Genomic DNA, 13,120 nt, shown 5'->3' with positions numbered 1-13,120 from the left:
TTCTTTGCCCACCGTGACGCGGTGCTAGTCACACGCTCAACTTGCTCCGTCAAGAACGAGCGCCGTAATCGTACGGACAAGCCTTTGACTCAAACTCGTAGCCTGGGTAGCGAGATACGAGGTTATCGCGGGCGGGTCATGGGAGGATGCACCTAAGCGCGAGGACTGGATGCCCTCGAGTTTGTGACGGAGAGTGGCGAGGGGCCATGAACGCGGCAATTGCGATGTCTCCGAGCCCACCCTACCGAAGTCCGTAGGCCACGACCCTGTCGCCTGCGCCAATGTACACGCGCCCACCCACAACCGCGGGGGTGACAAAGCGCTCAGTGCGCCCGACCGCGTTCTGGGCGGCGGACTTGAAGAGCGTGTCCCCGGTGCGCGCGTCGAGCCCGTAGAGGACCGCGTCCTCCCCGGTATCCAGCACCCACACAACGCCGCCATCGGGACCGATCCCCGAGACCGACGGTGCGCCCGGATCACGCATCGACGCGCTGCACCATGCCACGTCCAGCCTTGGGGCACGAGATCCCGCCGCCGTTCCAAGCCTCAAGGCCGCGATGCCGCCGGTCCCCACGCAGGGCGCGGGCTGCCGGCCACGGCCCGGCACGAGGATCACCCGTCCCGCGCTTCCCCCGTCCCAGTAGGCTGCGGCAGAGAACACCTCGGGAACATTGCGTTCACAGGTGCCGAAGGCGCACCGACTGAACACGCCTTCTCGCCCGATCGCGGTGCCCCTACTCACCCCGCCCATGTTGTCTCGGTTGACGAGATAGGCGATACCTTGTTTGCCCGCGATGAAGACGAGGTGCGGCGTCGGCAGATCCGGCTGGTCGGGCACCACGAGCGGAGCCGATGCCCCCAGGCCGACGCCGGTCCCGTTCAGCGCTGTGACATTGCTGGGCGTGAAGAAGTCCCGGGATGCCCCGGAGAACCGCAACGTCGGCGACGTGGCGAGACGGATCACGCTGTCGCTCAGATCCGCCGGCCCCGCGGTGGCCGCGCCGGTCGCGGCGTACAGGTTCCCGCTGAGATCGGCCGCGATCCCACCGGCGGCCCAGATACCGCCCTGTCGACCCGCAGGCGTTGCGAATGACTGTTGTCTGCGAGGCGATGGCACGGGGACGGCGACGATCCACCCATGATAGTCACCGCATCCGCCCCGATACCCGCCAAACGGCACGTAGACGACGCCTCGTGTCAACAGCAAGGCGCCCCGTTGCTGTTCGACTCCACCGTGAAACGTGAACCCGGACGATGGCGGGGGCGCGATCGGCACCGGCCAGCCCGGCCGCGCCACGCCGCTCTTCAGATCGAGTGCGGCGGCAAGGTACGTCTTCGCACGTCCGCCGTCCGGCGTCGTCAGGCCGACGACGTAGAGCGTGCCGGCGCCCCGATCCAACACCGGCGTGCTCGTGATCCCGACCGGGTCGATGTCGCCGCACGGCAGCAGCGCGCCCGGCACCGGAGATCCAAGCGAGACCGGGCCCCACAGGCGTCCGCCGTCCGCGGCGTCGAACGCATAGATGAGGTCGCGCTCGGTCACCACGTACACGACGGTGCGGACGCGCCCCAGGACGGCCACCCCGGACACGACGAGTGGCTCCGCGTAGATCTCGCCATCCACCGGGGACACCCACAACGTTCCGAATCGACCGGTGCGCAGCGCGGCCGGAGTCAGCCTGTGCTCATCCTGCATCCAGCCCGTTCGCCCTGGGTCACCGTGGAACATGAGGATCGCCGGACCCTCCGCCGGAACGGCTGTGGCCGGGAGACCGAGTCCTGCGAAGAACACGACGGCCCAGAGGAAGAGGGCTGCAACTGCGGTCGGTGCGACGTGTTTCATCCTTGTGCGATTCGGGCGGGCGAGTCTCGAACCTGCCTTGGGCCACGGCCCGCGCCGCGCGCCACCGCGGAGACCCGGGGCGAGCCTGACCAGACGCGTGTTGATGCCGAGCACGGCACCGCTCTCGTCCCTCCTTGGCGACGATGATCTTCCTCGCGGTCTCGCTGAATCGGCTCACCTCTGCGGGTGAGAGCGCCTCCACCGGGCCGGTGACACCCTGCCGGCTCAACCAGGCCATCACCCGTGTTTTCGTGTCGCCTTTCGCGGATGACGCGCCCGCGATGAACGTCAAGAAATCGTCCACTTTCAGGTAGCCACCTTCAGCGGACCGCAAAGAAGCCGGGGAACTCAACGGGCGGACGTTTTTCTGATTCAGCACCAGCGTTCATGCGTCACGGGTTCCCGCTGTTCGGTGATGGATTCCTGCCGAACGAACACACTCTCGGGGGGCCATCCAACGCACCACCGTAGCAGATGCGGTTACAAGGTCCCGACCACCGCGCAAAACACCGCAACCACTTTGGGATCGAACTGGCTGCCAGCGCACCGGCGGATCTCCTCGACCGCGTCCGCGTGGGTGCGTGCCGGTTTGTACGGACGGGCCTCGGTAATCGCCCCGTAAGCGTCGACGACCGCCAGAATACGCGCGCCCAGGGGAATCGCCTCGCCGTGGAGCCCATCGGGGTAGCCGCTGCCGTCCCAACGCTCCTGGTGATGGCGGACGAGAGTTGCCACCCCGCGCATTCGTTCCGCCGACGCCAAGATCTCTTCTCCGAGCACGGGGTGCTGGCGCATCATCGTCCACTCTTTGGCGTCAAGTGGATCAGCCTGCCCTATAAAGGAAATATAGTCCGGACCGAGCCGCGTATAAGCGACAGCGGTGGTTCCGACGCCAGCAACGATGGCGGAGTGGCCAGGAGGCGACGATCAGTTTGGGCAGGCGCAAGTTACGCGTGGCGCCACAGTCGATTGCCGGGGACGGGATTGGCGCCGATCTGTGGCTCGGGTTCGGCATTCTGACCCTCAATCTGGATCGAATGGTGGTGATCGATGCCAAGCGGTAGGCTCTTGAGAAAAAGATGACTCATTCCCGTAGTCCACCACCCGCTCCATGCCCGATCTGACGTTCGGCCCGTGTTTGTCATGGCAAACTGGATTGGCTCTTCAGGCTCCTGGCTTGCGGGGCTTCTGGCCCATCTCGTACGCGACCGCACCCGGCCGGGAGGCGAAATGCCGCCGCCCCCGCGGCCGCGCGCGGATCGACGTTAGCATCCCGCGCACCAGCTCGGCGTGGTTCAACGGATGCCACACGTGGCCGTCGAGCGGGCGACCGTATGTGAACGAGCCGGCGTAGTAAGGCGCCTCTGTGTTCTCGAGACACTCCTCAAGCGCATAGACCCCGAGATTGAGGAAGTAATCGTCCATATCGGCGCAAAACACGTGGATCTTCCCGACGAGATCCGGTCCGATCTCCGGCCAGTGTTCCTCGATGTAGCCGCGCAGGTCGTATCCGTTGTCGCGCCAATACTCGGCGACAACGTGGTCAATCTCGCCAGTGCGCTGGTCCCACAGGGGGCGGGGATACCCGTCGGCGCCCACCGGCCCGAATGTGGCGTGCCACACGTCGAGTTGCTCGCCCGATCGGCAATGCGTGCCCGACGCCGCCTCGAGCTGGCTCATTTGTCGGAGCGTGAGTTCGGGCTGGCCATCGGGTGAGCGGTAGAACACCCGCTCCGGAATAAGCCATTCCCGGTTGGGCGCCTGGTAGGCGTTCGGATCATCGTAGATGTTGACGAGGCCGTATCGCCGGAAGTCAACGGAATCGGGCGCGAACGCCCACGCGCCGCCGAAGAAGTCCGGGTGATAGACCTGCAGGGCGAGCGAGACCCAGCCGCCGGTCGAGCCGCCGGTGAGAAGGCGAAGCCGGGGCTCCCGCGCGATTCGGAACGTCTCCTCGAGCGTGGGGATGAGCTCGGTCATGATCGCATCGCCGTACGGACCGACGTTCGCCGAGTTCACGCAGTACGAGCTGTCGAAGTACGGGGTCGGGTGGAGCATCGTGACGATGACGGCCCGGGGAAAGTCATCCGACGTCCAAGCCTTGTAAAACTCATGTCCGTTCTCAAGGCCTCGGAGCTCGCGCATGTACCGCTGCTCCTCCGCCTCTTCAACCGGAGTTGGCGAGAACCCGAACGGTGCGCCGAGGTTAAAGTGCTCGTTGTTATAGATGACCGGATACCGCTCGTTGGGGTGCTCGTCGTAGCCTTTCGGCAGCAGCACGACTGCTCCGAGACGGATCGGCTGGCCCCAGAACTCGCTGAGCAGACGGCTCTCGAACCCGATCCGGCGGACATATTCCGTATCGGGAGGAACTGTAACTGCCGGAAACCGCGTCGAGAGCTTGAGTTCGACGTCGTACCCGGAATCGGGATCGAGGTGCACGCGTTCGACCGAGCTCACGAGGTTGCCTGGCGACGAGTTCCAGTGCTGGCCCTCCCACTGATCTAGGTGCGCCCAGATGGTATGGCCGTCCGATCGCACAAACCGCGTGTACACGTTGAGGACCGCCTGCACGTAGTAATCCCCGGCGGGAATATCGCGAATGCTGAGCGGCGGGTAACCCGGCGCCGATTCATCGAGGACGAATACCTGGTCAGGCTCGACCCGGTCGATGTCGACACCGAAGAACGGCGCGCTTGCCACCCAGGGACTGAAGTAGGGAACGCTCTTCTTGTACGTACCGAAAAAAGGCACGCGGTTCTTCCACGTGCCTGCCTGCCGACGCGGTTCGATGCCCTGCTCCGCGCCGCCCAGTGCGCCTGGTCCAGGGGCGACGACGTATGGTCGGTCCACGCTCTTCGTGATGACCACGAACGCGCGACCCGTGATCGGGGTCGATGAGATCGAGGACGGGAACGAGAGCGAAAAACGGGTCATCGACGGCTTGGTCACGTTCGTCTCCTGGATTTGCGTCGTGCCGCCGGGCGAGTCCCTAGCGGATAGCTTGCTTCGCGGATCACGCGAATGAGCGACAGGACCGCCGAACCTGCGAGCTTTCCCTCACACCGCCCCACCAGCCGCCTCGGGCGCTCTGGTCGGCTGATGACGAGGCGTCTCCTCCGCGAAATGGCAGGCGACCGTCCACCCGCCAGTCGCGCCCCGCAGGACCGGCTCGACCTGGCCGCAGATCTCCGGGTTGCCAAGGCGGGTCCGGAGCCAGCACCGGGTATGGAAGCTGCAGCCGGCGGGCGGACGATCGACGCCCGGGATTTCGCCTGACAGGACGATCCGGCGGCGTCGGCCGGCGCGGGGGTTGAGGACGGCGGAAAGGAGTGCGACCGTGTACGGGTGCGCCGGGTTAGCATACACCTCCTCCACGCTGCCCATTTCGACGATCCGGCCGAGGTACATGACCGCGACCCGGTCCGCGATGTGCCGGACGACGGCCAGATCGTGCGCGATGAACAAATAGGCAACGCCGAGCTCACCCTGCAAACGAATCAGGAGGTTGATCACCTGCGCCTGGATCGAGACGTCGAGCGAGCTCACTGGCTCATCGCAAACAATCAAATCCGGGTGGACAGCGATCGCCCGGGCGACCCCGATCCGCTGGCGCTGCCCACCGCTGAACTCGCGCGGGTATCGGCTCGCGAAAGCCGGGTCGAGGCCGACGAGTGATAGAAGCTCGCGAACTCTCGTGGGCCGCTCGCCGGGCGAGGCGAGCCCGTGGATGGCCAAGGGCTCAGCGAGAATGTCCCCCACGGTCTGACGCGGGTCCAGACTGCCAAAGGGATCCTGGAAGATCATCTGGAACTCACGACGCCTTCGGCGAAGATCCGATCCCACCAACTCACTCAGGACCTCCCCCTTGAAGCGGATCGTTCCAGATGTCACCGGCTGGACGCGGACGACCGCCCGTCCTATCGTCGTCTTGCCGGCGCCCGACTCGCCGACGAGTGCCATCGTGCTGCCGTGCCCGACCGTGAACGACACGTCGTCGACCGCCTTCGCCGACCCGACCCGACGGCGGAGGATGCCACGCCGCACGGGGAACCACACGCGGAGGCGCTCCACCTCGAGAAGCGGCGGCGTGGTACCTGCTGGCATCGGCGTTGCCGCCGACCGCTCGTCGCTCACGTCGCCTCCACCGTTTCCGCCGGTTTCACCCAACATGCAACCGTGTGCCGAGGCGCCACGGGCTCGAGGGGCGGATCGATCTCCGCGCACTCTTGGATCGCCCAGGCGCACCTGTCGCGGAACGGGCAACCGGTGATATCGACCGACAGATCGGGTGGCGCACCCTCGATTGCCGCCAGTTCCCGACGACGCAGGCCGTCAAGGGACGGTATAGAGCGCAACAACCCAATTGTGTACGGGTGTCGCGGAGCGCCGAGCACCTGTCTCGTCGGCCCCGTTTCCACGATCCGACCCGCGTACATGATCGCGATTCGGTCGGTCGTATCCGCGACGACTCCGAGGTCGTGGCTGATCAGGATGACCGCCATACCCAACTCGTGTCGGAGCCTGTTCAGCAAATCGAGGACCTGCGCTTGGATCGTCACGTCAAGCGCGGTGGTCGGCTCGTCGGCGACGATCAGATCCGGTCGGCACGACAGGGCCATCGCGATCATGACTCGCTGTCGCATGCCACCGCTGAAGTGGTGTGGGTAGTCGCTGAGGCGTCGTTCCGGGTCAGGGATCCCGACGAGCTCGAGCATCTCGATCGCTCGCCCGCATGCTTCATCGGCTGACAGCTCGAGGTGGAGACGAATCGCCTCAGTGAGCTGGCGACCGATCGTCATGACCGGGTTGAGGCTCGAGAGCGGGTTCTGGAACACCATCGAGATCCGCCCGCCCCGCAATGCCCGGAGTTCTGTATCTTGCATCCCCACGATGTCACGACCGGCGAAGAGTATGCTCCCGCGAACCACGCGGCTTATCCCAGCCGGGAGGAGTCCGAGCAATGCGAGCGAGCTGATTGTCTTGCCAGATCCTGACTCGCCAGCTATGCCCATCGCCTCACCCTTGTCGAGCGAGTACGAGAGGCCGCGGACGGCGTGGACAACGCCATGACGCTGACGCATGTCGACGGCGAGATCACGCACGGTCAGGAGTGGCTCACCGCCTTGAAGGCTCACCATCGGCCCCGGTCCAAGGCACCGGCGCCGTGAGCCTTTCGAGATCGCATGACGGGCGGCCGCGTCAAGCCAGCGAGAATCACGACCCGCGTCATGCCGGTCCGCCCGCTACATCGAGGGCATCGCGAAGCCCGTCGCCGAGGAGGTTGAATGAGAGAACGGCGAGAGTGATGGCGAGCCCGGGAAATATTGAGAGCCACGGCGCCTGGAGCAGGTAGGCGTTGCCCCCAGACAGGAGATTACCCCAACTCGGTTCGGGGAGCTGCACGCCGGCGCCAAGGAAGCTGAGGGCGGCCTCGGTAATAATCGCGCCGGGGATGGCGAGGGAGGCGAGCACGATGAGCGGGCCGGCGATGTTCGGGAGGATGTGCCGTACGACGATCATGACCTCGCTTTGCCCGATGGTCCGGGTGGCCGTGATGTATTCGAGGTTCATCACACCGATTACGGAGCCTCGTGTGACGCGAGCGAACTGGGGAACCATGAGCAGGCCGACGATCCAGATGACATTGATGAGGCTCGGACCGAGCAACGCCGCGACGGCGATCGCGAGCACGATCTGGGGGAACGCGAGGATGATGTCCATAGTCCGCATCGACAACTCATCGATCCAGCCACCGAAGAAGCCTGCCGCCGCACCGATTAGGACGCCTCCGACGGTCCCGATCGCCGTTGCGGCCAGGGCGACTAGCATCGATACCCGAGCCCCGTAGATCGTGCGAGAAAGGATGTCTCGCCCGAACTGATCGGTGCCGAACACGTGGCGGAGCGTCGGACCGCTCAGGCGATGCGCAAGGTCAAACTGGCTCCACGGATATGGCTCGATGAGCGGTGCGAACAGGCCGACGCTCAGGAACAGTGCGATGCCGGCAGTTCCAACGAGGGCGAGGCGATTGCGGCGGAGGCGGCCGAGCCATCCGTCGTCGGTCCATTCGAGCACGGCGTTCCCAGCGACCGCCACAGAGAGCGTCTGGTTGACGTTTGTGGAATGGTCACTCATAGCGAACGCGAGGATCGAGCACTCCGTACAGAAGATCGACGGCGAGATTCACGAGGACGACCAGCACTGCCACGAAGAGAACGGTACCGAGGACCATCGGGTAGTCACGTGCCGCGACGGCGCCTACCATGAGCAGGCCGAGGCCCGGTAGCGAGAAGACCGTCTCGGTAAGGACCGCTCCGGAGAGGAGGACCCCGACCTGGAGCCCAACGACCGTCACGAGCGGGATGAGTGAGTTCCCGAGCGCATGGCTGTAGTTCACCGCGAACGTGGAGAGCCCCTTCGCTTGCGCCGTTCGGATGTAGTCCTCACCGAGCACCTCCAGCATCGCGGCGCGGGTAAATCGGACGACGATCCCCGCGAACGAGGCGCCGAGTGTGACCGATGGGAGGACGAGCGCGATTGGGCCGTACTCGCTCACCGATCCACCTGGCGGGAAGACCGGGATACCAATCGCAAAGGCGAGAATGAGCAGGAACCCGAGCCAGAACACCGGGATCGATACGTCGATGATCGAAAACAGGCGACCCACATTGTCGATGATCCCGTCGCGCCGAGTCGCCGACACGACTCCGAGCGGCACGCCAATGACGAGCGACAAGAGGATGCTCGCGACGGTTAGCGCGAGCGTGGTGGGGAATCGCTGCGCGATGAGTTCGGCGACCGGCGCGTGAGCGTACAGTGAGGTCCCGAGATCCAGGCGCACGACGCGGTTGAGCCACAGAGCGTACTGGACGGGGAGCGGGGCGTTGAGACCGAGACTGCTTCGCAACCGCGCGGCAGTCTCGGCCGTCGCATGTATCCCGAGCTGAACCGTGACCGGGTCGCCGGGCGCGAGATGGATTAGAAGGAAGACTAGGATCGACAGCCCCAACAGCACAGGGACCACAAGGAGCATCCGCCTCGCGGCATAGGTCCACATCGGTCAGCGTCCCCGGTGCCTCCCGTCGCCCGGGTTGCCCAACCGCCTACTTCCCGTCGTTCACCCATACGTACTGGAGCGGGTACTCGAACGCCGCGAGTACATGGAAGTCCTGTACACGGTTCCGATATGCCATAACGTTGTTCTGCCATGGCAGACGCACAGTCAGGGCGTCCTTGTCGACCTGGGCAGAGATCTGCGCGAAGAGCGCCTTCGCCTTCGTCTTGTCGGTCTCTACTTTCGCCCGATCGATGAGGTTCTGCAGGGTCGAATCCTTGACACCGTCTGGAAGATTGACACCGCCGAAGTTGATGTAGCTGCCCGTGTCGTACGTTTGCCACACGATCGATGGGGTGTCGGCCCCGAACGTGTACCGCTCCAGCCCCGCCTGCCACGTGAGGTTGTGGGCGTCCTTCGTGAAGAACATCGGCGCGAGGAACGTCGCCTTGTCGAGGGGGGTCACCTTCACTTGGACACCGATCTGCTGGAGCTGTTGCTGGATGAGCGTCGCCTGATCGATGAAGTCTTGATTGTTGATGATCCGCAACTCGAACGAAAGCGGGCGGTTGGCGTCGTACCCTGCCTGGGCGAGCAGCTCCTTGGCCTTGTTGGGATCGTACGTGGGGGCTGGGTACGAGGCATCGTGGCCCCAGTGGAACGGCGGCAGGAGATCCGTCATCGGATCAGCGTAGCCGTACATTGCGACTCGGCCGATCTGGTTCCGGTCGATTGCGTAGGAAAGGGCCTGGCGCACCTTGAGATTGTTGAAGGGTGCGACGCGATTATTCCAGATGATCTCGGTCATGCTGCCAGAACCGTGCTTTGCGACTGTGATACCGGGTGCTTGCGAAAGACTCTGGAGGTCCTTGAACGGAACCTGAAAGAGGATGTCCGCGGCGCCCGCCTTGAGCTGGAGCACCTGAGCTTCAGGGTCCGGCGTCACCTTGAATATGATCTGGTGAAGGTATGGACGCGGGCTGTCCCAGTAGTTCGGATTCCGCTGGAGCGTGAGGTGATCGCCCTTGACCCACTCCGTCACTGTGAACGGGCCCGTCCCGACGACGGTCGTGTCGCAGTTCTGCCCGCACTGTGAGAGCCAGCCCTGGGGGATGATCCCCATGTCGGAGTTCAGCGACATGTACTCGAGGAAGTAGGGGTCGGGGTGCGAGAGGTCGATTTCGAACGTGTGGTCGTCGATGACCCTCGTGCCCTTGATCGGTCCCTCCGCGCCGTTGAAGTCGGAATTCTTGCCGAACGCGATTTGGTCGTACGTGTACTTCGCATCGGCCGCCGTGAATGGCGCTCCGTTACTGAACTTCACCCCCCGGCGAAGATGGAAGATGAACGTCGTCGGGTTCGGCGTATTCCAGCTTGTCGCGAGACAGGGCACGATGTCCCCGTCCCGACCGCTGCACACGAGCCGGTCGCGAATGAGCTCGGACACGTAGTTGTCGGCGATACCGCCGTCCTTCAGCGGGTTGATCGTACCCGGGTCGCCGACAATGGCGATGTTGATCGAGCCTCCCGACCGTGGGGAGTCCGCAGCGCTGGGCGATGCGGCGCCGCCGGCCGCGACAACGAACGCGAGAACGGCCGCCAGTCCGGCCAGTTGCCGGGGTCGAAGCTGGGAACTTGTGGACATCGGACGCCTCCTCCTGTTTACCAAAGTCCGCCAATTAGACCCTGTGCCGAAAGAGTGATCGCCAAGGCGGCGTGCACCGCGCCACAACGACCGGTCGAAGGCACGCTCAATCGATGCTCCACCCGCCATCGACAACCAGCGTGGAACCAGTCACAAAGCTGCCTCCGGGGCCAGCCAGATAGACGGCGGCTGGGGCGATCTCCTCGGGCTGCGCGAGCCGTTTGAGCGGCGTGCCGTCGAGCCTTCGCTGGCGGTCCGCAGGATCGCGCAGCGACTTCTCGGTCATCGGCGTGATGACCACCCCCGGACAGATTGAGTTCACGTTAATGTTCCGGGTGGCACAGTCAAGCGCCATTGCGCGCGTAAGCATCACGACGGCGCCCTTCGACGCGCAGTAGGCGGCGCGGCCTGGAGAGGCCACCAGCCCGGCGACCGATGCGACGTTGATGATGCGACCGCCCCCGCGCGCCGCCATATGGGGGATGACGGCTCGCGAGCATAGGAAGACGCTCTTGACGTTGACCGACATCACATGGTCCCACTCCTCCTCTGCGAGTTCCTCGACAGAGCCCAGGAAGCCGATCCCGGCGTTGTTCACCAGTACGTCGATCCGGCCGAACGTCTTCACCACGTCCTCGACCGCCTGACGGACCTGCCCGCTCACGGTCACATCGATCTCGTAGGCACGTGCCCGCTGTCCTGAGCGCTCGATCTCCGACGCGACGGCGGCACCGTTCCGAGCGTTACGATCGAAGACCGCAATGGCGCAACGGTCGGCTGCGAGCGCGATCGCGATGGCTCGACCGATTCCCGATCCCCCGCCAGTCACGATCGCGACTCTGCTGTCCTCTTGTGTCATGATCTCTCCTGCGAGCACCTCGCTCGGCTTGTTCAATCGACCGGCGGATGAATTGGCGCCACGAACACGACGACGTCGCCGCTGGCTGCGGCATGGTTGCCGCGGCGCGGGTACGCGAGGACGTACCCGTCGGTCGGACTCGCGATTTCTTCCACTGTATCCCCCCACGGATCCCGGATCAGCGCGACGATCTGGCCTTTCGTCACCCAGCTCCCAATCGGCGCCTGCGGGTGCACGAAGCCGCCATGGTCAGGGGTGACCCGCAGCTGCGGCCCGAGCAGCTCGTTGATGATTGGCAGGTCGCGCTGTGGCTCGGGCTCGCCCTCGATCATCTTGAGATGGCGGAGCACGTTGAGGACTCCCTTAACGCCTCCCGCGATGATAGGCGGGACCAGGTCATAGTTCGGCGTGAGCTCGACGGTCAGCGTCGGCTTGCCCTGAGCGAGCGCCATGTCGGCGAGCAATCCGACCAGCCGCTCCTCGAATCCGAAGCCCTGCCGTTTCGCCTCCGACAGCACGGTCGTGAACCCGAAGGCACGCGAGATTGCGACGCTTTCACGTGCGGCCTCCGACTCGTTCCAGCGAACGAAGTTGAAGAGGATCGAATCGCGAGAGTTGCAATGCAGATCGAGAACGTAGTCGGATTTCTCGACCGCGTACCGTGATATCGCTGCAACGAGCCGGTTGGTCAACGTCTCGGTCGGATCGCCCGGGAAGATCCTGTTGCCATTCAGCCCATCCTCGATGCTGTGGTATGTACTCGTGCGGAAGGCCAAGGGATTCTGGATCGGGATGGCGATGAGCCGTCCGGCAAGGGCCGACGCGTCCACTCGCTCGCGCATGATCTGGCGGATGACCTCCGCGCCAGATGGCTCGCCGCCGTGAATGAGCGCCCCCATGTAGACGGTAGGACCTTGACGCGCACCGTTCATGATAAGCACTGGCAACGCGAGTTCCGTGCCATCCTGCTGGTACCCAACCACGATTCGACCGCGGGCCGATTGGCCGGGCGGACAAGAAATATGGGCGACGCGAAGGTCGTCGGTCATTTCACACGACTCCATTTGAAATGGGCGCAACGGTCCTCGCCGCCTGCGACAGCGCAGGAGGCTTCACGAGGCGCCCTTGTGGAGCACGGGCGGGGCTCGATGATCGCCATCTGGTCCTCGACTTGAAGAGGTCAAGGCGTTGGATCGGCTCGAGCATCGTGTTTGTTGATTGCACACTCACCGCGGTTCATCCTCCTGAGCCGCCATCCCGGCCGAATCGGACTCGCAAAGGCCTTCGACCGTCCCGGACATCCTCAGGAGGAAACGATGCGCGCGTCGCGGCCCGCATTCTACAATCACGTATCGGTCGGCGGCGGCCGCAGGCGTCGACGGTACGGCAGGGGTTTGCGTGGCACGGGTGTCGTCGGCTTGACAGTGTTTTTGCCGCGGATGTATGCTCTGCCTTGGCTGAGAGTTTCTGACGAGTCGCTCGGGGAGGCCGCAAGGGGAAGAAGACGCTGAGGCATCCTTACGAGCGAGCGATCCGTTCCCCAGCGCCTCCTTCGCGAGTATCCCGTTAATCGCCCTCTAGCAGGCTACGGAAAAATCAGGTGCGAGCATGACCATGCCTCCGGAACCGCAATCAGTTCGCAGCGCGCGTCCGTCGGTTAGCGCGTCCGCGCCGGTGGCGCAAGGACCACGAGCAACGCGGGTATGTGCCTCACGC

10 protein-coding genes are annotated in these 13,120 nt (G+C 64.6%); all 10 read right to left on the bottom strand.

The features are described from left to right. Positions 1–241 precede the first annotated feature (241 nt). Positions 242–1,843, bottom strand: coding sequence for a hypothetical protein (locus VKZ50_07150; protein HLJ59491.1), 1,602 nt, complete (start codon positions 1,841–1,843; stop codon positions 242–244). A gap of 480 nt (positions 1,844–2,323) precedes the next feature. Further along, entirely contained in the window at positions 2,324–2,689 is a 366-nt protein-coding gene (locus VKZ50_07145; protein HLJ59490.1) for an HD domain-containing phosphohydrolase, read from the bottom strand. A 318-nt stretch (positions 2,690–3,007) separates the two neighbouring features. Beyond that, positions 3,008–4,795, bottom strand: coding sequence for an alpha/beta hydrolase-fold protein (locus VKZ50_07140; protein HLJ59489.1), 1,788 nt, complete (start codon positions 4,793–4,795; stop codon positions 3,008–3,010). Between the two features lie 108 nt (positions 4,796–4,903). Beyond that, complete coding sequence (locus tag VKZ50_07135; GenBank protein ID HLJ59488.1) at positions 4,904–5,980, bottom strand: oligopeptide/dipeptide ABC transporter ATP-binding protein; 1,077 nt, start codon at positions 5,978–5,980, stop codon at positions 4,904–4,906. Then, positions 5,977–6,927, bottom strand: a complete 951-nt coding sequence (locus VKZ50_07130) for an ABC transporter ATP-binding protein (protein ID HLJ59487.1) — start codon at positions 6,925–6,927, stop codon at positions 5,977–5,979. The genes VKZ50_07135 and VKZ50_07130 overlap by 4 nt, the downstream gene beginning before the upstream one ends. A 145-nt stretch (positions 6,928–7,072) precedes the next feature. Then, a complete protein-coding gene (locus tag VKZ50_07125; GenBank protein ID HLJ59486.1) occupies positions 7,073–7,981 on the bottom strand; it encodes an ABC transporter permease in 909 nt (302 codons plus the stop codon). Beyond that, complete coding sequence (locus tag VKZ50_07120; protein ID HLJ59485.1) at positions 7,974–8,903, bottom strand: ABC transporter permease; 930 nt, start codon at positions 8,901–8,903, stop codon at positions 7,974–7,976. The genes VKZ50_07125 and VKZ50_07120 overlap by 8 nt, the downstream gene beginning before the upstream one ends. 46 nt (positions 8,904–8,949) lie before the next feature. Further along, entirely contained in the window at positions 8,950–10,545 is a 1,596-nt protein-coding gene (locus VKZ50_07115) for an ABC transporter substrate-binding protein (GenBank protein HLJ59484.1), read from the bottom strand. Between the two features lie 106 nt (positions 10,546–10,651). Then, positions 10,652–11,404, bottom strand: a complete 753-nt coding sequence (locus VKZ50_07110) for an SDR family oxidoreductase (protein HLJ59483.1) — start codon at positions 11,402–11,404, stop codon at positions 10,652–10,654. 32 nt (positions 11,405–11,436) lie between these two features. Then, positions 11,437–12,453 carry a succinylglutamate desuccinylase/aspartoacylase family protein gene (locus VKZ50_07105; protein HLJ59482.1) on the bottom strand — a complete coding sequence of 339 codons (1,017 nt, stop codon included), beginning with the start codon at positions 12,451–12,453 and terminating at the stop codon, positions 11,437–11,439. Positions 12,454–13,120 lie beyond the last annotated feature (667 nt).

The organism is bacterium (assembly GCA_035295165.1).
Lineage (GTDB): Bacteria > Sysuimicrobiota > Sysuimicrobiia > Sysuimicrobiales > Segetimicrobiaceae > JAJPIA01.
This window is presented reverse-complemented; position numbering and strand designations above follow the sequence as displayed.

Excerpts from the sequence above, each read along its gene's own strand:
- VKZ50_07125 (HLJ59486.1), bottom strand. The coding sequence starts at position 7,981 with ATGAGTGACCATTCCACAAACGTCAACCAGACGCTCTCTGTGGCGGTC.
- VKZ50_07110 (HLJ59483.1), bottom strand. The coding sequence starts at position 11,404 with ATGACACAAGAGGACAGCAGAGTCGCGATCGTGACTGGCGGGGGATCG.
- VKZ50_07120 (HLJ59485.1), bottom strand. The coding sequence starts at position 8,903 with ATGTGGACCTATGCCGCGAGGCGGATGCTCCTTGTGGTCCCTGTGCTG.
- VKZ50_07130 (HLJ59487.1), bottom strand. The coding sequence starts at position 6,927 with ATGCGTCAGCGTCATGGCGTTGTCCACGCCGTCCGCGGCCTCTCGTAC.
- VKZ50_07115 (HLJ59484.1), bottom strand. The coding sequence starts at position 10,545 with ATGTCCACAAGTTCCCAGCTTCGACCCCGGCAACTGGCCGGACTGGCG.
- VKZ50_07150 (HLJ59491.1), bottom strand. The coding sequence starts at position 1,843 with ATGAAACACGTCGCACCGACCGCAGTTGCAGCCCTCTTCCTCTGGGCC.
- VKZ50_07105 (HLJ59482.1), bottom strand. The coding sequence starts at position 12,453 with ATGACCGACGACCTTCGCGTCGCCCATATTTCTTGTCCGCCCGGCCAA.